This is a genomic window from Acidobacteriota bacterium (assembly GCA_040752915.1).
GTDB lineage: Bacteria > Acidobacteriota > UBA4820 > UBA4820 > DSQY01 > JBFLVU01.
The window spans coordinates 1-21959 of the sequence record JBFMHB010000049.1; the positions used below are offsets into that span (position 1 = coordinate 1).

Consider the following 21959-nt stretch of genomic DNA (forward strand, 5'->3'; position numbering starts at 1 on the left):
GAAGAAGCCCGCCGCCAAGAAGCCCGCGGCGAAGCCGGCCGTGAAGAAGCCCGCCGCCAAGAAGGCGGTCGTCAAGAAGTAGAGGGCCTTGCGCCCGAAGGGTGGCCCGCCGAAAGGCGGGCCACTTTTTTTTGCGCCGCCTCTGGTCGAAGATGGGCCTTGCCGCCGAGCGCGGCGCGGGGAGGCCATGATCGAACGGCCGTCCGAACCGTTTCCGGCCCGGCCCGGTTGCTACATCTTCCGGGATGCGAAGGGACGCCCGCTTTACGTGGGCAAGGCCAAGAGCCTCCGAACCCGGGTGGCATCCTATTTCCAGGAACGTCCGGGCTCAAAGGTGGAGCGGCTGAAAAAGGCCGCGGCCTCCATCGACGTCATCGTCACGCCCAGCGAGTGGGAGGCCTTCCTGCTCGAGAACAACCTCATCAAGCAGTTTCGCCCACGGTTCAACACCCTCCTCAAGGACGACAAGACCTATCCCTACCTCAAGCTCACGGTGAAGGACCGGTTTCCCAAAGCCCTCTTCACGAGGAGGCCCATTCGCGACGGGGCGCTGTATTTCGGTCCTTTCGTCCCCGGGTGGCAGGCGCGGAAGAACCTTCGCGTCCTCCAGGAGTCCTTCAAGATCGCCACCTGCAAGGACCCGCTGGATGGATCCCGGCCGCGGCCGTGCCTTCGCTATGAGATGGGCCAGTGCCTCGCGCCGTGCGTGAAAGGGAAGGTGGATCCTCGCACGTACGGCCAGGCCGTAAGCGCCGCGCGCCTCTTTCTCGAAGGCCACACGGTCGCTCTGAGGGAGGAACTCGAGAGGAAAATGCGAGAGGCGGCGTCGAATCGTGAATACGAGAGCGCCGCCCACTACCGGGACCTCCTGAAGGCGACGGAGGCCCTCGGCGCCAAGCAGTCCGTCTCCCGTCCGGGGGAGGGGCACTGGGAGCTCTTCGGCCTCTACGGCGGGGGCGGCGAGGTTCGGATGCACTCCTTCACGCTCCTCCAAGGCCGCGTCGTGGACCGCAGGGCGTGGCGGCTCGAGGACGTGGATGGCGCGGAAGAGGAGGTCCTTTCCTCCGCGCTCATGCGCCTCTACGGGAACTCGCCCGGCATTCCGGATGGGGTGTGCGTTCCGCGGGAATTCGCCGACGCGCCGCTGCTGGCCAGGTTTCTCTCGGAGAGGAAGGGCCGCCGCGTGCCGGTGGTCGTCCCACGGAGGGGCCCCAAAGCGGCCCTGGTCGCCACGCTCGTCGAAAACGCCCGCATCGATTTCGAATCCCGCGGGGACCGATCGGCGGCGCCGAGGGACCTGGCCCTTCTCCTTGGCCTCGCCGGAGCGCCCGCGCGGATCGAGTGCTTCGACATCTCCCACACGCAGGGCGGCGAGACGGTGGCCTCCTGCGTCGTTTGGGAGGACGGGTATCTGAGGAAGGAGGACTACCGCCGCTTCAACGTGCAAGGCGTTCGGGGCGTGGACGACTTCGCGTCCATCGCCGAGGTCGTGGCGCGCCGGTACGCCCGCCTCCTGCGCGAGGGGGCCCCGCTTCCGGATCTGGTGCTGGTGGACGGAGGCCTCGGCCAGGTGAACGCGGCGCGATCCGCCCTGGAGCCCATCGTCCCCGAATGCCCCGCCCTCGCGGGCTTGGCGAAGCGGGAGGAGTGGGTCTTCAGGCCCGGGACGCCCGAGCCGCTCGTCCTGCCGAAAACTTCGCCTGCGCTTCATCTGCTCCAGTCCCTCCGCGACGAAGCCCACCGTTTCGCCCTCGCGGGCCATCGGGCTCGGAGAAGCCGGGCCCGGCTGGCCTCTCCCCTCCTGGCCATACCAGGGGTGGGGCCCGTCACGGCCCGCAAACTCCTCAAGGCCTTTCTGACGACCGAAGCCGTCCGGGCCGCCTCCGAGGAATCGCTTGCCTCCGCCGTGGGCAAGGCCGCCGCCGCCCACGTCCTGCGATGGGCGCGGGGGGAGGCGGCATCGGAGGGCCGAAGGGAGGAGTGAGCGGCGAGGGCGGGGCGTTCGGGTTCACGCTACCGCCTCGGCGCCCGGTCCGCAGGTCGGGGCCAGCGCGCGGAACCCGGACGGCGGGAACCTCAGGCGGACCGGAGTCGTGCTACCATCTCCCCATGCGCGCGTGGGTCGCCCGGTTGAAGAAAGGAACGGAGCCGCTCAACTACGGGCGCGAGACCATGGCGGCGATGGCCCGCCGGCACTTCGCATCGGCCGGGAAGTCGGAACTGCGGGTGCTGGATCTGGGCGCCGGCACCGGAGCGGACCTCTCCAATGTGGCCCTGTCGCTCGGGCCCGAGCGATGCCGGCTGGCGGGGATCGAATCCAACCCGCAGGCGGCCCGGGCCCTTTCGTCCAAGGGGATCGAAGTCCACGCGCTCGATCTGGAGAGAGACCCGTTTCCCTTCGGAGATGCCGAGGTGGACCTGGTCCTGGCCAACCAGGTCCTGGAGCACACGAAGGAGATCTTCTGGATCCTGGCCGAAACGGTGCGGGTGCTTCGCCCAGAGGGGTGCCTCCTCGTCGGCCTCCCCAACTTGGCGTCACTGCACAATCGAGTTCTCCTCCTGTTCGGCGCCCAGCCCTCCTCCATCGAGTGGCTCGGCCCCCACGTGCGGGGGGCGACGGCGGAGGGGTTTCTGCGGTTCGCGATGGCGGGGGGCTTCCTCCAGGTCAGGGAGGTCCGAGGCGGGAACTTCTACCCCCTTCCCGCGGCCCTCGCCCGGCCCATGAGCCGTGCGTTGCCGCGCATGGCGGTGAGCCTCTTCTTCCGTCTGGAGCGGACGACTCGGGCCGGGAGCTTTCTCGAGGTCCTGGCGGGGGCCGGTTACGAGACGCCCTTCTACCGGGGCGGTTGAAACCACCAGCCAGAGGTCGCCACGTTTCTGTCTGGATCCGCCGCCTGAACGGCGACCCAGTGCGCCTCCCCCGAGGGAACCTCCACCTCGCAGGCCCCTGAAGCGGACCCTTCCACGCCTTCCGTCCACGGGAGCACCTGCCAGGGACCACCGTCCACGCTGGCCCGAACCGCCGTAACGCCTCCCGCGTCCGAGAACGTCGCACGAATCCGGCGAGGGCCGGCGCTGGAGAGACGAAGGTCGGGAGGGGTGTTGTCCACGGAGAACTCGGGGAGTTCCCGCTCCGCGGTCCCCGATTCCTCCTCGGGATTCGAGGCCGCGTCGTCCAGGCGCACTCGCACGGAGTACGCCCCGTCGGGCAAGCCGCGCGTGTCGAAGGCGAAGAAGGAGTCGGCCACGTCCTTGGCCAGGCGGATCCACGAACCGGACGGGGCGGGGCGCAGAAAAAGGGTAGCCCTAACCTTGTCCCCGTCGGGATCTTCCGATTTCCAGGAGATCATGCGGAACCCTTGAATGTAGTAAATCTGCGCGGGCATGTCCTGGGCGGGAGCCTGCACGAGGGATGGAAAGGGCGCGTCGGCCTGGTGCACCTCGCGGGCGAGGCGGTCGCCGAGCTGGCTGGGCATCTGAATGGACACCTGTCCCGGGGGGTGGACGAGGGCCGATTGAAGGAGAGGCGGGCGGTTGATGGGGCGGCAGGACAGCGAGACGCCGCGGGACTCCGCTCCGGGTGCCAGCGCGAGGCGCCATTGAACAAATCGTCCCGGGGGCGTCTGCGTCGCCTGGGGCGCCTCCTTCCAACCGGACCAGAAGGCGTCGGGCTTGGGGGTGTTCCCGGCGCGGATCGCCGCGGTCCCTCCTCCCGAGGTCTCCAGGCGGACGGGGCGTGCGGGCGCGGCCAAGTCGAGGACGGGCGAAAGGTAGACGCCCCCGGCCTTCTTTTCGGCGACGTTCAGGGCGGGAGGGAATGCGGTCAGCGCCTGGGGCCAAGGTCCTGAGGGGAGAAGAGCCGTGACGGGGGAGTCCTCCCACCGCCACAGGTAGGAGTCTCCCTGCGGGCCGACCTCGAACAGGCGTCCGTCCACGAGCCCCACGAAGGCCCCTCGTTCGGAAGGGCAGAGGGAAAGCGAGAGGGCCCCGAGGGAGCAGACGGGTTCCACCACGCGGCTCATGGCCATCCGATACACCACGGAGGTTCCGCCCCCGCCGGCCTTGGCCGCATCGCCCTCGGGGGCCGCGGCGGCCTTTGTATTCAACACGAGGAACAGCTCGTCCCGCGACGGGGCGAGCGCCGCCACCTCCTCCTGGGGGAAGCTCTGGAGGCAATACGGGGAGGCGCCGCCCACCTCGTAGAGGGCCGCGGGTCCGCTGGTGCCGGCCCACAGACGCCCGTTCCAGCCAGCCATGCACCGGACGTGCTTGGCGGGAGGGACGAGAATCGGGGTGGGCTCCGCAGCGGAGGACACCTCGTAGATTCCCCCGGGGAGGCCCGTGGCCGCGAGGACCTTGGAGCCCTCCTCCAGAAGCACCCACACGTAGTCGGCGGGCAGCGAGGCGATCCGCGAAACCTCCCCGGTCCCGGGGTGGAAGCGGTACACCCGCGCCGGGGACGAGGTGCCCACGAGGAGGGAGCCGTCGGAGGACTGGGCCAGGGCCGTCACGAGCGGTTCGGAGAACCGGTGGACCGCTTCCGCGCGGTCCTCCTGGATGCGCAGGAGATCCCCCGTGGGACCCGTGCCCACGAAGAGGCCTTCCGCGGTTCGGAGCGCCGAGAGCGGGAGAGAGGGGATCTGCACCAGCGCGCGGTAAGACGGCCCCGCCGAGAAGGTCCCATCGGAATGCGCCGCGACGCCCTGAGGGTACCCCTCTCTCAGGTCGGCGGCGGCGGAAAGCACGGTCCGGGTCTGGACGGCGTGGGCGCCCACGGCGGCGGCCAGCACGGCCCCGGCCAGTACCTCAACGGCTCGCGTCACCCGCATGTCGCACCTCCACGTCGAATTCCACCGTCCCATCCACCGCAGCCCCGGCGTCAACGGTCCCCAGCCAAACGAGCCTCCGGGCATCCGCCTTGGAGGAGCCCGCGAGGGGCCTGCCGCCGAACAGAGCTTCGATGGATGGCGGGGAGTCGCCCACCCGCCGCAGCTCCAGGATCCTTCCTGGCTGGTCCTGAAAGACAGCCACCGCCAGGGATCGGCTGGAGGGGAACTCGGCCAGGCGGGCGAGCACTTCGTCGGCCGTCTTCGGCGGCCGGGGGTCCGCGGCGGCGGCGAGCCTGGCCACCTCGGAGGCGCTTCCCACCGTTACGGTGAGCCGGCCCGCCGGAAGCGCCCGGGCGGGCAGGGTCGCCGAAAGGTCCCGATCGCCGCCCTGGTAAGCCTGCAACCTCGCGCGGATCTCCAGATCCTCCCCGGGCCCGGCGGAGGACCGGTCCGCCCAGGCATCCCGGAGGTGGAACCCGCTGCGCCCGGGCGCCACCTCGATGCGAACCTCCACGGACCGGGGCCGCAGGGGCTCGAAGGAGTTGTTCATGATGAGGTCCAGCGCGGCGCTCAAAAACTCCGCCGCCGAGACGAATCCCGTCGAACCGCTGAACACCTGGTCTCGGAGCTCGATGTCCGCCCGCCCCTCCACTTTGAACCGGATGGCGGCCATCCGAAGGGTCTTGGCCTGAACGGGATCGTCCAGATGGGAACCGAGGAGAGCCAGGGCGCTGCCCGCCAGGGCGGGCGTCACCTGGGGGTTGTCCACGACCTCGAAGGAGTACTCCCGCGGCGGCAGGCCCGGCCCGGAGATGGCCGCGCGGACCCGCACCATGCGCGCCGAACCGCCGAACCTCCCGAAGACCCCCGCCGGACGATCCTCCAGTGCGACGCCGATGGGGACGCCGGCGTCGCAGAGCTTGAAACCGATGGCCGCGCTGGGGACGGGGGCCACGACCTCCGCCGCCACCACGGGCATTTCCAGGCTCCCCAGCTCGAGAAAGGGGTGTCCGAACGCGAGGAAGGAGCGGCCGTCGCTCCAGGTCACCGTCCCGAAGGCCGTGAACTGGACGTCCCCGCTGACGAGCTGGACGCCCACCATTTGACCCGCCGATGGGGCGGCGGGAGGCGGGCCGGAGGGAGACAGGGTTGGACCTTCCCCGGAGGCCAGCGTCCACTGGAAGCCCGAGTCGGTCAGGCGGGCGAGTGTCTCCTTGTGGAAGTTGGGAGGGGCGGGCGCGGGGGCTCCGGCCCGGGACGAACCGCAGGTTGGGAGCGCCCGCTCGACGAACCCGTCCCACCCGACGGGAGGGCCCGAAGTCCTCTCGGCGGCGGCTCTTCCGGACTGGGCCCGGTCCCGGACCGCCAGCATCTCCTCCGCAGGGGTGACGCCGCACAGGGGCTCCTTGGAGAAGGCCCAGCCCGTGGACAGGGCGCCGAGAAGCCGCCCCTCCACGAAGATCGGACTTCCGCTCATTCCCTGCAGGATCCCCGTTCGCTCCACCTTGGCCCCCGACAACCGGCAGACGATGAGGCGCTGGAGCCCCGAACCGCGGTTCACCACCCCCAGGACCTCGGCCTGGAAGGTCGCCGGCTCTTTTCCGCTGAAGACGGAATACCCCGTACCCGTAAGGCCCGGCCTCACCCTCTCCAGGGGGAACGGGGGGGCGTCGCCGGGAGGAGCCGGACTACCGGCCCGGGCCGCAAGGCAGAGGTGAAACGCTAGAACGGCGAAGGTGGAAGACCATCTCATGGCGCACCGGACCAAAAGGCGCCATGATACCACGCGGCGAAGGGCGCCCCCCGGGGCCGCCCCTCCAAACCCTTGACACGGACGGGCTTTTTCCTCTACACTGAGAGCCCTTTGCGCGACGGGATGCGTCTGCCGCGCTGGAGACGAGCGAGGAGATTCGGCAATGCGTACGGAGTTTCCCAAGAGCGGGGATGTGCGCCGCGACTGGTTCGTGGTGGACGCCGACGGCAAGACCCTGGGGCGGCTGGCCACGGAGGTGGCGCGCGTGCTCATGGGCAAGCACAAGCCCCTGTACACCCCCAACGCCCAGGTGGGCGATTTCGTGGTCGTGGTCAACGCCGAGAAGGTGCGGCTCACCGGCAACAAGTGGACCGACAAGGTCTACCGGCACCACAGCATGTACCCGGGCGGCCTCAAGGAGATCTCCGCCAAGGACCTCCTCGCCAAGCACCCCACGCGCCTCATCGAAAAGGCCGTGCGGGGCATGCTCCCCAAAAACCGAATCGGGGACCGGCTCATCCGAAAGATGAAGGTCTACGCGGGAGAGCGCCATCCCCACGAGGCCCAGAAGCCCGCGCCCTTTCCCGTGGCCTTGAGCTGATTTCAGGAGTCTGATGCATGAGCGTGATCCAGTACAACGGGACCGGAAGGCGCAAGACGGCCGTGGCCCGAGTCTATCTGCGCCCGGGCAAGGGCAGCATCCTCGTGAACAAGCGGGGCTTTGAGGAGTATTTCCCCAACCCCGTGCACCGGATGCAGATCCAGAGCCCCCTCACTCTCACCAACACGATGGACAAGTTCGACGTGCTGGTGAACGTGGAAGGCGGGGGCATCTCCGGGCAGGCCGGTGCCGTGCGGCACGGCATTTCCCGCGCCCTTCTCGAGTACAACCAGGAACTTCGAGCCAGCTTGAAGGCGGCGGGGATGCTCACGCGCGACGCACGCGAGGTCGAGCGGAAGAAATACGGCCACCCGAAGGCCCGCAAGCGCTTCCAGTTCAGCAAGCGTTAATCCCGTTCCGGCGCGGGGGGAGGCCAGCGCCCCCCCCCGCCGCCGGTTGGCCCTGACCCCATGTTTCCCGCGGACAGGAGAAGGGGCGGACAAGGGCCCTCACGGAGGGTTCTGGCCACGAGGCTTTCCGCCCCGTTCGCGGCCACAGTAAGGAGAGAGCTTTGGCGACCGTAACCATGAAGGAGCTCCTGGAAGCCGGCGTCCACTTCGGGCACCTGACGAGGAAGTGGAACCCCAAGATGAAGCGGTACATTTTCGGACAGCGCAACGGCATCCACATCATTGATCTCCAGCACACCCTGCGCGAGTTCAAGCACGCTTCCGATTTCGTCACGGACCTCGCGGTCAAGGGCGGCCGGGTGCTCTTCGTGGGAACCAAGCGCCAGGCCCAGGAGGCCATCCGCGAGGCCGCGGAGCGCGTCAAGATGCCCTACGTCACCGAGCGGTGGCTGGGCGGCACGCTGACCAACTTCCGGACCATCCAGACCCGGATCCAGCGCTACAAGGAACTCCTTCGCCTGGAGTCCAACCAGAACTCGGAGAACCTCACGAAGAAAGAGCGCCTCCTCCTGGGCAAGGAGAAGGAGAAGCTCGAGAAGATGCTGTCGGGCATCGTCGAGATGACCCGGATCCCCTCCGCCATTTTCGTGGTGGACATCAAGCGGGAGAGGAACTGCATCCGCGAGGCCAAGAAGCTCGGCATCCCCGTGGTGGCCATGGTGGACACGAACTGCGACCCCGACGAGGCGGATTACCCGATCCCCGGAAACGACGACGCGGTCCGGGCCATCCAGCTCTTCGCCGGGAAGGTGGCCGACGCCATCGAGGAGGGGCGCCACGTGTTCCAGGCCCGCGAGGCGGAGATGGCCGAAGCGGCGGCGCTGGCCGACCGGGCCGCCGCGGACGCGGACGAGGAGGAGCACTCGGACGTGCAGAAGTCCCGCGCCCAGGAGAAGCTCGAGGCCCTGGAAAAGAAGGTCCGCCGAGCCCCGTCCCGCAAGGCACCCGTTCGCAAGGGCCCCGCGCCCACCCCCGCTCCGGAGGCTTGATCCCATGGCGATCACATCGAAGATGGTCCAGGAACTTCGGGAGAAGACCGGCGTCGGCATGATGGACTGCAAGCGCGCCCTTGAAGAGGCCGGCGGCGACATGGAGGAGGCCGTCAAGATCCTCCGCAAGAAGGGCATGGCCACGGCCGAGAAGAAGAGCGCCCGGGCGGCCTCCGAAGGCCGCGTGACCTCCTACGTCGCCCCCGGAGCCAAGGTCGGGGCCCTCGTGGAGATCAACTGCGAGACCGATTTCGTCGCGAACACCGACGATTTCATGGAGCTTTCCACGGCCCTCTCGCGCCAGGTGGCGGAAAACGCCCCCGCCGGGCCGGAGGCCCTTCTCGACCAGCCTTACATCCTGGACGGAGCCTCCAAGGTGAGGGACGCCATTGTGGGCAAGGTCGCGAAGCTGGGGGAGAACATCCAGTTCCGCCGCTTCGTCCGCTACGAGGGCGACAGGGTGGCCACGTACATCCACGCGGGGGGCAAGATCGGCGTCCTGATGCAGCTCGCATTGGAGAACGGCGCCACGGACGTGGAGGAGGCCGCGAAGGACCTGTGCATGCAGGTCGCGGCCTCGGCGCCCCGGTTCGTCTCGCGGCAGGAAGTCACGGCGGCGGTGCTCGAGGGCGAGCGGGAGATCTACCGATCCCAGGTCCTGGCGCAGGGCAAGCCCGAGTCCATCGTCGACAAGATCGTGGACGGCAAGATGAACAAGTTCTACGAGGAGAATTGCCTCCTCGAACAGCCCTTCATCAAGGACACCGCAGTCCGGGTGCAGGATTACCTCAAGGCCAAGACCGGCGGCAAGATGAAGGTCGTCCGCTTCGAGCGGTTCGTCCTGGGGGAGGGCCTGAAGCCCTCCGCCTCCGGCGACTGACCGTCGCGAAACCCGAGGGCGGCCCAAGGGCCGCCCTTTTTCGTAGCCCGAACGGGAAGAGGGGAGTCGCCATGGCCGAACCCGTCTACAAGAGGATCCTGCTGAAGCTGTCCGGAGAGGCCCTCATGGGGCCCGAGGGCTACGGAATCGATCCGACGGCCGTGGGCACCGTGGCCCAGGAGGTAGTCGAAATCCATTCCATGGGAGTTTCGGTCTGCATCGTCGTGGGCGGCGGGAACATCTTCCGGGGGGCCCTCGGGGACGGCATGGGTCTGGACCGCGTGACGGCGGACTACATGGGCATGCTCGCCACGATCATGAACGGCCTGGCCCTCCAGGACGCCCTGGAGAAGCGGGGCGTCAGCACCCGCCTGCAAACGGCCATCGCCATGGACGCCATCGCGGAGCCCTACATCCGGCGCCGGGCCATCCGCCACCTCGAGAAGGGCCGGATCGTCATCTTCGCGGCGGGGACGGGGAATCCCTATTTCACCACGGACTCGGCGGCCGCGCTGCGGGCCATCGAGGTGAAGGCGGAGCTCCTCCTCAAGGCCACGAAGGTGGACGGCGTCTACTCGGCGGACCCGCTGAAGAATCCCGGCGCCCGAAAGTACGACTCCATCACGTACCTGGAGGCCCTGGAGCAGGGTCTCCGCGTCATGGACGCGACGGCCATCAGCCTTTGCATGGAGAACCACATCCCGATCCGGGTCTTCGACCTGTTCGCGCGCGGAAACATCCGGAGGCTCGTGGAGGGGGAGATCATCGGAACCATCGTCGCGGACGCCCCGCGGGGTTGAAGGGGCTCCCGAGTCCGTCCATAATGGCCGCGACGCAGACGGCATATGGGGGAGGACGAACATGGTCAAGGCGATCCTCAAGGACGTGGAAGAGAAGCTGAAGGCGACCCTGGCGGCCACCCGCCACGACCTCGCGTCCATCCGGACGGGCAAGGCCAGCCTGGCCATTCTGGAGCCCGTGAAGGTGGACTACTACGGGACCAAGACGGCCCTCAACCAGGTGGCCACCCTCTCGGTGCCCGAACCGCGGCTCCTGGTCATTCAGCCCTGGGACCCCAAGCAGATCCCGCTCATCGAGAAGGCCCTCCTGGAAGCCAACCTGGGGATGACGCCCTCCAACGACGGGCGGGTCATCCGCCTTCCCGTTCCCCAGCTCACGGAGGAGCGCCGCAAGGAACTGTGTAAGCGGGCTCGGGAGCTCGGGGAGAAAGGGAAAGTGGCGGTGCGCCACGTCCGTCACGAGGCTCGGGGGGTCCTCGAGAAAAAGGAGAAATCCAAGGAGATCTCCGAGGACGATCGAGACAAGGGCTTCGAGGAGATCCAGAAGCTCCACGACCGGACCATTGAAGAGATCGCCCAGTCCGTCGCCAAGAAGGAGGCGGACATCATGGAGGTGTAGGTCTCCGCGGGCGGCTCTCCAGGGACGGGACCGCTGGGGAGGGGACCATGGAGGGGGCAATGCGTGTCTCTGTGGCGGTCCTGGCCGGCGGGATGGGAATCCGGGCCGGAGGCAACCTCCCCAAGCCCTTTCGGGCGGTCTTGGGAAAGCCCCTCATCCTGTACGCGCTGGAAGCTTTCGACGCCATGCCCGAGGTGCTCACCCTCCGGGTGGCCGTTCCCGCCGAGCACCGTTCCACCCTCAACGAGATCATGGATCTTCATCCCCTCCGCGTGTACCGGGGATGCGTGCAGGGCGGGAACACGAGGGCCCGCTCCGCGCTGGCCGCCTTGCGCGCCCTGGAGGCGGACCGGCCCGACGTGGTCCTCGTCCACGACGCCGCGCGGCCCATCGTGTCCGTGGGGGAAGCCAGGGCGCTCCTCGACGCCCTTCCGGGCCATCAGGGGGCCATTCTGGCGGCGCGCGCCGTGGACACCCTCTGGAAGGTCTCCGAGGACGCTCACCTCGAAGAAGTGGCCGACCGCCGGAGCCTCGTGCGCGCCCTGACTCCCCAGGCCTTTCCCTACGACGTCCTCCGGGAAGCCTACGAGCGCGGGGTCGAGGAGGGATTTGAAGGGACGGACGACGCCTCCTACGTCCGGCACATGGGGGGCGACGTGGTGTGGGTGACGGGAACTTCGAAGAACATCAAGGTCACCTACGAGGAGGACTTCGCGCTTCTCGAAGCGCTTCTTCTGGGAGGACGCCCATGAGGATCGGCCACGGATGGGACCTGCACCGGCTCGTGGAGGACCGCCCCTTCCGGCTCGGGGGGCTCACGCTCCCCCACGACAGGGGGCCCGCTGGCCATTCGGACGGGGATGCGCTCCTGCACGCCGTGGCGGACGCCCTCCTGGGCGCGGCGGCCCTGGGCGACATCGGGGCCCATTTCCCGGATTCGGACCCGCGATGGAAGGGGGCGGACAGCGCCGACCTCCTGGCGCACGTCGTCGCGAAAATCCAGGGGGTGGGGCTCCGCGTGGGCAACGCGGACGTCACCGTCATCGCCGAGGCGCCCAAGATCGGGCCTTACCGGGACGCCCTCCGCCAGCGCCTGGCCCAGCTACTCGAGGTGCACCCCTCGCGGGTCAGCGTGAAGGCCAAGACGGCGGAGGGTCTGGGGGACATCGGCCGGGGAGAGGCCGTGGCCTGCCACGCCGTGGTCCTTCTCGACGAGGTCCGGCCGGACTGAGTCGTTGGAGAAAGGAAGAGGGCGGACGGGGGATCCCCATCCGCCCTCGGGCGTTCCGGGTGGACCGGGTCCCTCAGCGGGCGACCTTGACCTCGAACGCGACGACGGAGCCGTCGGAGAGGGACTTGCCCGTCACGAAGACCCGCATCCCCGCTTCCAGGTCTCCGGGCGAGAGAATCCGACGGCCCTTCCGGATGAGGGTGAAGGGAGCGAGAACGACGTTGGAGGCCGTCCCGTCCTTGTCCAGAACGAAGCCCGTGACGGTCCCCGATTCGTCCGTGACCAGCGAGGCGATGGTCCCCGTGGAGGCGAAGTCCACCGCCGCCACGTTCACCACGACGGCGGCGAAAACGCCGTCCTTGGCGATGCCCTCCACCCCCAGGGTGGCCCCGTCCAGAAGCAGGTAGGGCTCGCTCTCCGCCGCCGAGGCGCCGTCCAGGGCGTCCGGCGCGGAAGACCGCTCCTGCCCGGGCGGGACCCCGACGACCCGGGCCTGGGAAACGTGGATGGTCACGGTGTCATCGAGGGTAATGGTCAAGGGGTGGCCGGACTCGTCGCGCACGACGGCCGTGACCACTCCGTGCCAGAAGAAGCGGTCTCCCACATAGCCCCGGACCCAGGCGAACCCGGACTCGCCCAGCACGGCGTGTCCGTGAAAGGGGTCGGCGGGCTGGATGGAAGCGAGGGGGATTTCGGAGAGGGTCCCGTCCGGCAGGACGGTGGCGAAGGCCGCCTCGGCCGACACGGGGAAAGCGAACCCCTGCAGGGTGATCGTGTCCGCGGTGACCGCCCCGACGTTTCCGGAGATCCAGGCGGCGCTGGGGGGAGCCTGGGCGGCGGCGGCCACGGCCCCGCCGAGGGTCAGGATGAGCAGGATCACAGGGAATCTGAAACGGTTCATTCGAGCCTCCTTGTGCGTTGCCCTCCGTCGGGCTTCTGCCGTGAAGACCGCCACGCCCTCGGGTTGGTTTAGCGGTCCGTTCCCGAGGGCGTCTTTCGTGACCTGACTCACGTTCTTGTGGCGGACCACCCCTTGGGATACGATGGGCCGAACGGGGAGCCCATGGACCCGAAAGCGAACGTGGTCATCGCCGACGACGATCCGGACACCCTCCGGATCCTGGGCCACACGCTGGGCGCGGCGGGGTACCGCACCCTCTTGGCACGGAACGCGCGCGAGGCCCTGCGGATGGTCGACGAGGAGGAGGCCCACCTGGTCCTGACGGACCTGATCATGCCCGGTATGGACGGGATGGAACTGACGAGGGAGATCAAGCGGAGGCGGCCCGAGGTGGTCGTCATGCTGATCACGGCCTACGCTTCCATCGAGACCGCCGTGGAGGCCATGCGCGCCGGGGCCTTCGACTACATCACCAAGCCCGTCATCTTGGACGAACTCCAGGTGAAGGTGGAGAAGGCCCTGGAGCAGTACAGGATGCGCGAGGAGTTGGGAGACCTCAAGGTGCGCCTCTCCCGCAGCCAGGCCCCTCCCAACCTCATCGGCGTCGGCGCGAAAATGCGGCAGGTCTTCCAGATGGTGAGCCTCGTGGCCGGGAGGGACGTTCCCGTCGTGCTCACGGGCGAGAGCGGGACCGGGAAGGAGCTCGTGGCCCGTTCCATCCACTCCATGAGCCGGCGATCTCCCAAGCCCTTCGTCCCCATCAATTGCGGCGCCGTGCCGGAGACCCTCCTGGAGAGCGAGCTCTTCGGGTACGCCAAGGGGGCCTTCACGGGGGCCGCCGCCGCCAAGCGAGGCCTCTTCGAGGAGGCCAACGGGGGAACCCTCTTCCTGGACGAGGTGGGTGACGCTCCCCTTTCCATTCAAATGAAACTGCTCCGGACGCTCCAGGACGGCGAAGTGCGACGGCTCGGGAGCACCCAGTCCGTCCAGACGGACGTGCGCATCCTGGTGGCCACGAACAAGAACCTCCAGGCGGAGATCGCCGCCGGACGCTTTCGCGAGGACCTCTACTACCGCCTCAACGTGGTCGGCATCCATCTGCCCGCCCTGCGGGAGCGCCGCGAGGACATCCCGCTCCTCGTGGACCACTTCATCCGCCTCCACCGGGCTTCCATCAACCCCGCCGTCCAGGGCATCACGCCGGAAGCCCAGTCCAAACTCGTCCGGTACGATTGGCCGGGCAACGTTCGCGAGCTGGAGAATACCTTGAAGCGGGCCCTGGTCCTCTGCCGGGCCGACACCATCACGGCGGAGGAAGTGGTCCACCTGGGGGCGGAGGTGGCGGAGCCGGAGACCTTCGTGGCGGATGGGAAGGGATACGGCGCCGCCCTCGAGCGGTTCAGCCGGACCTACTTCATCGACGCCCTCGAACGGCACCGGGGCAACGTCAAGAAGGCCGCCGAGGAGGCGGGCCTCTCCCGAAAGAGCGTCTACGAGCACCTCAAGCGCCTGGACGTGGATCCCGCGGCCTTCCGGAGACGCGCGTGAGACCGGAGGATGAGCGCCTCATCTTCGAGCACGACCTGGCCACGCCGCTGACCAACCTACGCGGCGCCCAGTATCTTCTCAAGCTCTACGTCAAGGATCCCGCCGAGCCCGTGGCGGAGGCCCTTCAGATCCTCGAGTCCAACACCCGGACTCTCGAGCGGATGCTGGGCTGGTACTGGCGTCTGCGGGAATTGCCCGAGTCGCCCGAGGAGGGTGAGCCCTGGGGCCTGTCCGGCCTTCCGGCGGACCTGAGTCGGAGGATCGCGCAGGAATCGCTCCCCATTCTCCCGCCCGGGGGCGCGACGGGGGACGCGCGGCTGGTGGTTCCGCGCAGCGCGCTGGAGACGGGGCTCCTGGGCGCCGCGATCACCTTGGCCTCGGCCGCCGGAAGACCGCCGGAGTGGTTCTTCGAGCCCGGCGAGGGCCTGTGCCACGCCGTCTACACGCTGGACGGCGACGAGGAACTCCTCGATGCGGGACGGATCCTTCGCAAGGTGTACTGGCCGTCCGCCAGGCCCGTGAAGGCCTGGCTCGACTGCGGGCTGCCCTACCTGTCGGCCGTCCTCAAGCCCTTCGGGGGCGGGCTGGAGCTCATCCATCGGGAGGGCCTCTGGCGCCTGGAAGCGGCCATCCCCCTGTCGCCATGAAGACCGTCCTGGTGGTCGAGGACGACGGCCACGTCCGCCGCATCCTCCGGACCCTGTTGGAGGGCGAAGGCTACCGCGTGGTGGAGGCCGAGAACGGCCATCTCGGGCTGGCCGCCGCCGTCCGCGATCGTCCCGACTGCATGCTCACCGATACCATGATGCCCCACATGGACGGCATGGCCCTCCTCCGCCAGCTCCGGGCAGGCGGTCTCATCATACCGACGCTGGTGGTCAGCGCCGCGGCCACCCTCCCCCCCCTGAAGGAACTGAAGGAGTACGGGGTGGTGGGCGTGATCGCGAAGCCGTTCGATTTCGATGCTCTTCTGAAGGCCGTCCGGGCCATCTGTCCGCCGTAGGAAGGCCGCTCGTCGGGAGAATCGGGGAGTAGGTCAGTAAGGAAGTAAGTGAGTAGGTGAGTAGGTGAGTAAGGGGGTGCGGCACCAGGAGGCGGTCCGCCCCCAGCCCACCTCCGAGGCTCCAACCTTCCGCCAGGAGAACCCGGGCGCAGCAAATGGGTAACGGTCCCCGCTTCCTTCAGCGATGAGAACCCGTGCGCAGAAAATAGGTGGCTGTCCCTATTTTCTCTTTCCGCGCAGGTCCGGGAGGCTCAGGCCCACGCCGGGGAGAAGGCGGTAGAAGAGGTCCAGGGGAAACCCCACCACGTTGTGGAAGGAGCCCTCGATGCCGGCGAGGAACACCGCGCCGAGGCCCTGGGCCGCGTAGGCGCCGGCCTTGTCCATGGGCTCCCCGGTGGCCACGTAGGCCGCGATCTCCTCCTCGTTCATGGGGTGGAACGTCACCTGGCTCTCGCTCACGCCCCGGGCGTGAGGGCGGCCGGGTCTGGCGAGGCACACCCCCGTCAGGACCGTATGGGTCCGCCCCGAGAGGCGGCGGAGCATGGCGGCGGCCTCGCAGGCGTCCCGCGGCTGTCCGAGGGCCTCCCCGTCCAGCACGACGAGGGTGTCGGCGCCGATCACCAGGACGTCGCCGGCCTCTCCCGTGAGGACCGCTTCGGCCTTGTCGCAGGCCAGGCGCAGAACCTGGTCCCGCGGGGACTCGCCGGGAAGGGCCTCCTCGGGGGCTCCCGAAGGCGCGACCCGGTGGGGTACGCCGATGAGGCGGAGGAGTTCGGTCCGCCGCGGGCTTCGCGAGGCGAGGATCACGGGGATCACTTGGTGAACCGCACCACCAGATAGATGCCCAGGAGCAATCCCACCAGCGTCAGGGGGTTGACCGAGAGGGTGATGCCGAAGACCACCTGGAGAACCGACAGGTCCAGATGGAGGGGCTCCTTGAGCCCGATGGAGACGCCCTTGAAGAAAATGTCGTGGAGCCCTCCCGAAGGGAGGAGCAGGCCCACGACCTGTCCCAAGATCGTGCCGATCACGGCTCCGAGGAGGAGAACCAGGAAGGCGCCGAACCAGCCGAGCTTCACTGGAGCATCCCCTTGGGCGGAATCGGCGCTTCCGCGATGGGCAGGGGACCGAAGGCCTTTTCGTAGCGCTCCAGGTTCTCCGCGAGGGTGTGCACGATCTGCTTGAGTGCGATGGGGTTCGTGAGCAATCGGGCCTGGATCTTCACCTCGGGCTTGCCGGGGACGATCCGTCCGAAGTCCATCACGAACTCCGCCTGGTTGTGAAACACGGAGAGGAAGTTGACGTAGGTCCCCTCGGCGGTCTTCTCGTCTATCTGGATCCGGAGTTCAAGGCCGGCCTTTTTCTTCTCGTCCACGTTCCGCCTCCTCGGGGCCCGATTCTACGGCCGTCGGGCCCGGGCCGTCAACGCGCGGGCCGAGACCGAGGAGGGCTCTGGGGTCTCCGTCCCGCGTCATGAGGACCCCGCAGGCGGCGGCGCCTCGCCCGAAGAGGACCTCCAGGCGGTCGCCCGGGGAAAGGACGGAGGCGTCGGAAACGGGGCGTCCGCCCGAATCGAAGGCCGCCGAGTAGCCGCGGCCCAAGACCCGCAAGGGGCTGAGGGAATCGAGGAGCCGCGCGAGGGATGCCGCCCGATCTCGCCGGGAGGCAAGGGCCCCTTCACCGGCGGCCCGAAGGCGGAGCCGGCCGCCCTCGAGCCGATCCGAGAGGGCGCGGAGCCAGCGCCTCAACTCCTCCGGCGACAGCGCCCGGCGGCAGACAAGAAGGCGACCTGCTTCCCGGTCGAGGCGGCGCCGCATCGCGCCTCCGGCCCTCTCCTCCAGGCGGTCCCGGGCCTCCTCCGCCCGCTCCAGACGGCTCTCCAGCAAGGCCCGAAGGCGGCCGGGGCGGCCGCCGGACAGCCGCTCTTTCAGGGAACCCAGGCGGTGGGAGAGCAGGCGTCCCAACGCCCGCCTGGACGATCTTGCCAGGGTCCGGGCCTCCTCCACCCGGGCCGTGAGGAGTTCGGCCGCGGCTGAGGGCGTGGCCGCCCGAAGGTCCGCGGTGAGGTCCGTGAGGACCGTGTCCACCTCGTGGCCGATGGCCGAGATGACGGGCACGGGGAAGGCGGCCACGAAGCGCGCGAGGCCCTCGTCGTTGAAGCCCCACAGGTCTTCGGGAGAGCCTCCGCCCCGGGTGAGGAGAACGACGTCGATCCCCGGCACGCGGGCCAGGCGGCCCAGGGCCGACTTCACCGAGGCGGGACACTCGGCCCCCTGCACGAGAGCCGGCGCCACCACGAGGTCGAAGCCCGCGGACCTGCGCCGCAAGACGGAAAGCACGTCTCTCAAGGCCGCGCCCGCGAGGGAGGTCACCACCCCCACGCGGCGCGGAAAGGGGGGAATGGGGCGATGCCGCGCCGGGTCCGTCAGCCCTTCGGCCGCCAGGCGCCTCTTGGCCTGTTCCAGGGCCATCTGGAGGGCCCCCAGGCCGGAGGGCTCCAGCACGGTCGCGTAGAGCTGGAGATCGCCCGAGGCCTCGAAGACCGATAGCTTTCCCCGGGCCAGCACGGCCATGCCGTTCTCCGGCTGGAAGGGAAGCCGCGCGGCGTGGGCCCGGAACAGGGCCACCTTGAGCACCGCCCGCGAATCCTTCAGGGCGAAGTAGCAGTGGCCGGAGGGGGCCCGCCGGAAGCCCGAGACCTCTCCCTCCACCCACACGTCCGGAAAGGCGGACTCCAGTTCTCCGGCGAGGAGAGCCACCAGCTCGCCCACGGTGTACACCTGTCGCCCGGACCATTCCTTCGGCATGGAGGCAGTGTACGGGCCCGGACCTTCCGAGAAAAGGGGGCGTGGCCCCGTCTCCCTCGGGCGGGACCGCGACGCGACGCCTTCGCGCCTCTTCTTTCCGGTTTTCCCGATATACTCCGGGGGGAGGTCCGATGCGAGCCGAGGGCCCGCTGATGAGGGGAACCCTGATCCGGCGCTACCAACGCTTCCTGATGGACGTGCGGACCCCCGAGGGGGACCTCTGGACGGTCCACTGCCCCAATTCGGGGAGCATGGAAGGGTGCCTGGCCGAAGGGGCCGAGGTGGTCTGCTCCCGATCCCCGAACCCGGGGAGGAAGCTCCCCTGGACCGCGGAGTGGATCCGCCTGCCCGGGGGCTGGGTGGGGATCAACACGCACCGGGCCAACGCCATCGTGGGCGAGGCCCTGCGGGCGGGGCGCATCGCAGAACTGGCCGGGTACCAAGAGGTCCGCCCGGAAGTTCCCTACGGGAGGGACAGCCGGGTGGATTTCCTTCTTACCGCGCCCGGCCGCACCCCCGCGTATGTGGAGGTCAAGAACACGACGTGGCCCACCCCCGACGGGGGAGTCGGCTTTCCCGATTCGGTGACGGAGCGGGGCTTGAAACATCTTCGCGCCCTCGCCCGTACGGCGAAGGAGGGGGGACGGGCCATCGTGCTCTTTCTCGTCAATCGGGAGGATGGGAACTTCTTCCGCCCCGCTCGTGAAAAGGACCCCGCCTTCGCCGCGGCCCTGAGGCGGGCCTCTCGCGGCGGCGTGGAAGTCCTCGCGTATCGGACCCGCTTCCGAATCCCCGAGGTGGAGGTGGGAGAGGCGGTCCGTGTGGATCTTTGACGGCTTGCTGGGAGGGTGGGCCATGGACCTTGGCAGGAAGCGTATCGGTTCCCTCGTGCGGAGCGCCCTTCTCGGGATTGGGGCGGCGGTCTCCGTCGCCGCCGCGGCGGGGCCTCCCGTGTTGTTCCCGGAGCCCCTGTCGGAGCGGATCGTCCGGTACGACATCCGGGTCGCGCTGGACGCGGAAAAGAAGACCCTGGCGGGAGAAGAGACCGTCACCTGGAAAAACGCGACGGGCGAGGAGGTGAAGGACGCGTGGTTCCACCTCTACCTCAACGCCTTCGCCAACGACCGCACGGTCTTCATGAAAGAGTCCTCGGGAGCCCACCGGGGCTTCAAGGCGAGCGAGGATCAGTGGGGGTACTGCCGGGTCAAGTCCATGGCCCTCCTCGGGCCCGACGGAAAAGAGGCCGCCCTGTCCCTGGAATTCCCCGGAGAAGACCGGACGGTGGCGCGGGTGTCCCTACCGGCGCCCGTCCCGCCCGGCGGAGAGGCCGCCTTCCGGATCGTCTTCGAAGACAAGCTCCCCAAGGTCTTCGCCCGGGCCGGGTTCCTCGGCGATTTCGTGATGGCTGGACAGTGGTTCCCGAAGCTCGGCGTCTACGAGGCCGGCCGCGGCTGGAACTGCCACCCCTACCACCTGAATTCCGAGTTCTACGCGGACTTCGGCGTCTACGACGTGGCCGTCACCGTCCCGACGCGCTACATGGTGGGCGCCACGGGCGTCCAGTGGGACGAGACCTCGGACGGAAAGACCAAGACCCTCCGCTTCCACGCGGAGGACGTCCACGATTTCGCCTGGACGGCCTCCCCCGACTTCGTGGACGTGAAGGAGGACTTCCGGGGCACGACCATCCGCGTGCTCATGCAGCCGGGAAACCGGGGGGACATCCCCCGCTACGCGGGCGCGGTCAAGGCGGCCCTCGAGGGCTTCGAACGGTACCTCTGGAAGTATCCGTACCCGGTCATCACCGTGGTGGACCCGCCCCGTGGAGGGCTGGGCGCGGGCGGGATGGAGTACCCGATGCTCATCACCTCCATGACCCACCCCTTCGTTCCGGACGGGTTCTACCTTCCGGAGATGGTGACCCTCCACGAGTTCGGCCACCAGTACTGGTACGGCATGTCGGCCAACAACGAGTTCGAGGAGGCCTGGCTCGACGAGGGGATCAACTCCTATTACGAGATGCGCATCCTCGACGACTGGCTGGGGAGGGAGACGTCCCTCGCGGGGAACCTGGCCGGATGGCGACTGGGCGACAGCCAGAGCCAGCGGCTGGGCTACCTTTCCCTTCCCGACGCGGATCCCGTGGTCCTCCCTTCCTGGAAGTACGTGAACAACCACTCCTATTCGATCATTTCCTACAACAAGTCCACTCTGGTGATGGCCGCCCTGGAGGAGCGCCTCGGGCGCGACCGCATGGACGCGGCCATGAAGGCCTTCTTCGCCCGGGTGAAGTTCACCCACCCGACTACGGAGGACTTCCTCCGCATCGTGTCCCAAGAGGCCGGGGAGGACGTGCGGCCCTTCCTGGAGCCCCTGCTCTTCGGAACGGGCGTGGTGGACTTCGAGGTCCTTCGGGTGAGGAACCGCCTGGAGTCGCCCCCCAAGGGGATGGATCTTTCGAAGGATCCGCCCGAGGCCTACCCGACGCCCGCCGAGCGGCGAAAGAAGGGGGGAGCGCAAAAGACCGGTGCGGAGCCGCCGGGCCCCGCCGAGAAGAAGGGGGACAGGGCGGCCGATCCCAAGCCGAAGGACGTGTGGATTTCTCAGGTCACCGTCCAGCGGAAGGGGGACCTCGTCCTTCCCGTCACCGTGCGCGTGACCTTCGCCGAGGGAAAGGCGGAGGACGTCCGCTGGGACGGGACGGGCCGGTACCACACCTTCGAGTTCAGGGGGGCCAAGGTCACCCGGGTGGAGGTGGATCCCGAGGGGAAGGTCCTATTGGACCTGGACCGCTTCAACAACGGGTGGATGTCCAAGCCGGACAGGCGTCCCGCGGGCACCGTGACCGCGCGCCTTCGCTTCGTGCTCCAGGGGCTCTTCGCCTTCCTGGCGTCGGCCATTTGAGGAGGGGGACCATGAACGCCCTGCGCGCGCTGAAGAACGGGTTTCTCTTTCGCAAGGCGGACCTCGTCGCGGCCGCCCTCCTGTACGCCTCGGCCCTGCTCTTCGGGACGCTGGCGCTCCTTCCGGCCCGGGCGGCCCTCCACGCCCTCCTCGACCCGAGCCCCGAGGCCGCCAAGCTTCCCGGCGGGGATCTGGGCGTCCTGGCGGAGGCCCTGATGAAGGCCCCCGAGGGCTCGGCGGCGGCCTTTGGAAACGTGCCGCTCCTCCTCATTCTCTTTCTGCCCGTGGCGCTCCTTCTCTCGGCCGGCGTCTACTCCCAGGCGGCCCGGAGGGGCGAGGTGCGCGCCTGGGCGGACTTCTGGACGGGGGCGGTCCGGAACTTCTGGCCCTTCCTGGGGCTGGTGCTCCTGAACGGGGTTCTCTTCCTCTTCGTGGGGCTGGTTCCGGGTCTCGCCCTGGCCGGCGCGAGCCAGGCCCTGAAGGAGGCCACGGATCCGGCGTGGGATGTCCGCCTGGCCTGGGCCGCCCTGGCGGTGGCCGGTCTCTGGTTCGTGGCGGCCCGGAACGGGGCCGGGCTGGCCCGGGTGCGGCGGGCCGTCCTGGGCCCGTCGGAGGGGTTGGGCC

General features: G+C 68.8%; 23 protein-coding genes. 16 read left to right on the plus strand and 7 right to left on the minus strand.

From position 1 onward, the window contains the following. The first annotated feature begins 187 nt into the window (after window positions 1-187). Window positions 188-1984 (plus strand): excinuclease ABC subunit UvrC, encoded by a 1797-nt coding sequence (gene uvrC, locus AB1824_09680; GenBank protein ID MEW5765233.1) that lies wholly within the window; start codon window positions 188-190, stop codon window positions 1982-1984. A gap of 146 nt (window positions 1985-2130) precedes the next feature. After that, window positions 2131-2850, plus strand: coding sequence for a class I SAM-dependent methyltransferase (locus tag AB1824_09685; protein ID MEW5765234.1), 720 nt, complete (start codon window positions 2131-2133; stop codon window positions 2848-2850). Here the strand turns inward: AB1824_09685 and AB1824_09690 are convergent. Both AB1824_09690 and AB1824_09695 read right to left on the minus strand, forming a co-directional pair. Next, window positions 2835-4829 carry a hypothetical protein gene (locus AB1824_09690; protein MEW5765235.1) on the minus strand — a complete coding sequence of 665 codons (1995 nt, stop codon included), beginning with the start codon at window positions 4827-4829 and terminating at the stop codon, window positions 2835-2837. The two genes, AB1824_09685 and AB1824_09690, sit on opposite strands and share 16 nt — an antisense overlap. Continuing rightward, on the minus strand, window positions 4807-6474 hold the full coding sequence (locus tag AB1824_09695) for a SpoIVB peptidase S55 domain-containing protein (protein ID MEW5765236.1): 1668 nt from the start codon (window positions 6472-6474) through the stop codon (window positions 4807-4809). Before AB1824_09695 ends, AB1824_09690 begins: the two co-directional genes overlap by 23 nt. Window positions 6475-6745: 271 nt before the next feature. Here AB1824_09695 and rplM point away from each other — a divergent pair, with 271 nt between their 5' ends. From rplM to ispF, 8 genes are all read left to right on the plus strand, one after another. Further along, complete coding sequence (rplM, locus tag AB1824_09700; protein ID MEW5765237.1) at window positions 6746-7183, plus strand: 50S ribosomal protein L13; 438 nt, start codon at window positions 6746-6748, stop codon at window positions 7181-7183. 17 nt (window positions 7184-7200) lie between these two features. Beyond that, window positions 7201-7593: a 30S ribosomal protein S9 gene (gene rpsI / locus AB1824_09705; protein ID MEW5765238.1), complete on the plus strand. Its 393-nt coding sequence runs from the start codon at window positions 7201-7203 to the stop codon at window positions 7591-7593. Window positions 7594-7754: 161 nt separating this feature from the next. Further along, entirely contained in the window at window positions 7755-8642 is an 888-nt protein-coding gene (gene rpsB / locus AB1824_09710) for a 30S ribosomal protein S2 (protein ID MEW5765239.1), read from the plus strand. Window positions 8643-8646: 4 nt separating this feature from the next. Beyond that, window positions 8647-9522 carry a translation elongation factor Ts gene (tsf, locus tag AB1824_09715; protein ID MEW5765240.1) on the plus strand — a complete coding sequence of 292 codons (876 nt, stop codon included), beginning with the start codon at window positions 8647-8649 and terminating at the stop codon, window positions 9520-9522. Between the two features lie 71 nt (window positions 9523-9593). Then, the gene (gene pyrH, locus AB1824_09720; GenBank protein MEW5765241.1) at window positions 9594-10322 is read left to right on the plus strand and encodes a UMP kinase; all 729 of its coding nucleotides are present in this window, start codon (window positions 9594-9596) and stop codon (window positions 10320-10322) included. Window positions 10323-10383: 61 nt separating this feature from the next. Continuing rightward, a complete protein-coding gene (gene frr / locus AB1824_09725; protein MEW5765242.1) occupies window positions 10384-10941 on the plus strand; it encodes a ribosome recycling factor in 558 nt (185 codons plus the stop codon). Window positions 10942-11000: 59 nt separating this feature from the next. Further along, window positions 11001-11693 (plus strand): 2-C-methyl-D-erythritol 4-phosphate cytidylyltransferase, encoded by a 693-nt coding sequence (ispD, locus tag AB1824_09730; protein MEW5765243.1) that lies wholly within the window; start codon window positions 11001-11003, stop codon window positions 11691-11693. Further along, window positions 11690-12172, plus strand: a complete 483-nt coding sequence (gene ispF / locus AB1824_09735; protein ID MEW5765244.1) for a 2-C-methyl-D-erythritol 2,4-cyclodiphosphate synthase — start codon at window positions 11690-11692, stop codon at window positions 12170-12172. The genes ispD and ispF overlap by 4 nt, the downstream gene beginning before the upstream one ends. Before the next feature lie 73 nt (window positions 12173-12245). Here ispF and AB1824_09740 read toward each other — a convergent pair whose 3' ends face one another. After that, window positions 12246-13073: a hypothetical protein gene (locus AB1824_09740; GenBank protein ID MEW5765245.1), complete on the minus strand. Its 828-nt coding sequence runs from the start codon at window positions 13071-13073 to the stop codon at window positions 12246-12248. Between the two features lie 162 nt (window positions 13074-13235). Here AB1824_09740 and AB1824_09745 point away from each other — a divergent pair, with 162 nt between their 5' ends. Genes AB1824_09745 through AB1824_09755 form a run of 3 tightly spaced genes read left to right on the plus strand, consistent with a single transcriptional unit; the run spans window position 13236 to window position 15624 of the window. Further along, on the plus strand, window positions 13236-14621 hold the full coding sequence (locus AB1824_09745) for a sigma-54 dependent transcriptional regulator (protein ID MEW5765246.1): 1386 nt from the start codon (window positions 13236-13238) through the stop codon (window positions 14619-14621). Next, entirely contained in the window at window positions 14618-15268 is a 651-nt protein-coding gene (locus AB1824_09750) for a hypothetical protein (protein ID MEW5765247.1), read from the plus strand. The genes AB1824_09745 and AB1824_09750 overlap by 4 nt, the downstream gene beginning before the upstream one ends. Before the next feature lie 11 nt (window positions 15269-15279). Next, window positions 15280-15624 carry a response regulator gene (locus AB1824_09755; protein ID MEW5765248.1) on the plus strand — a complete coding sequence of 115 codons (345 nt, stop codon included), beginning with the start codon at window positions 15280-15282 and terminating at the stop codon, window positions 15622-15624. Between the two features lie 219 nt (window positions 15625-15843). On the opposite strand, the gene AB1824_09760 is transcribed toward AB1824_09755, so the two are convergent. Genes AB1824_09760 through xseA form a run of 4 tightly spaced genes read right to left on the minus strand, consistent with a single transcriptional unit; the run spans window position 15844 to window position 18395 of the window. Further along, the gene (locus AB1824_09760; protein MEW5765249.1) at window positions 15844-16440 is read right to left on the minus strand and encodes a nucleoside triphosphate pyrophosphatase; all 597 of its coding nucleotides are present in this window, start codon (window positions 16438-16440) and stop codon (window positions 15844-15846) included. After that, the gene (locus AB1824_09765; protein ID MEW5765250.1) at window positions 16437-16703 is read right to left on the minus strand and encodes a DUF4321 domain-containing protein; all 267 of its coding nucleotides are present in this window, start codon (window positions 16701-16703) and stop codon (window positions 16437-16439) included. Before AB1824_09765 ends, AB1824_09760 begins: the two co-directional genes overlap by 4 nt. Further along, entirely contained in the window at window positions 16700-16999 is a 300-nt protein-coding gene (locus tag AB1824_09770) for a DUF3467 domain-containing protein (GenBank protein ID MEW5765251.1), read from the minus strand. The genes AB1824_09765 and AB1824_09770 overlap by 4 nt, the downstream gene beginning before the upstream one ends. Beyond that, window positions 16971-18395 (minus strand): exodeoxyribonuclease VII large subunit, encoded by a 1425-nt coding sequence (gene xseA, locus AB1824_09775; GenBank protein ID MEW5765252.1) that lies wholly within the window; start codon window positions 18393-18395, stop codon window positions 16971-16973. Before xseA ends, AB1824_09770 begins: the two co-directional genes overlap by 29 nt. Window positions 18396-18562: 167 nt before the next feature. Here xseA and sfsA point away from each other — a divergent pair, with 167 nt between their 5' ends. The 3 genes from sfsA to AB1824_09790 form a co-directional block, all read left to right on the plus strand. Next, window positions 18563-19264: a DNA/RNA nuclease SfsA gene (gene sfsA / locus AB1824_09780; GenBank protein MEW5765253.1), complete on the plus strand. Its 702-nt coding sequence runs from the start codon at window positions 18563-18565 to the stop codon at window positions 19262-19264. Next, window positions 19251-21335 carry a M1 family metallopeptidase gene (locus AB1824_09785; protein ID MEW5765254.1) on the plus strand — a complete coding sequence of 695 codons (2085 nt, stop codon included), beginning with the start codon at window positions 19251-19253 and terminating at the stop codon, window positions 21333-21335. The genes sfsA and AB1824_09785 overlap by 14 nt, the downstream gene beginning before the upstream one ends. 11 nt (window positions 21336-21346) lie before the next feature. After that, on the plus strand, window positions 21347-21959 hold a 613-nt coding region (locus AB1824_09790; protein MEW5765255.1), incomplete at its 3' end, for a hypothetical protein.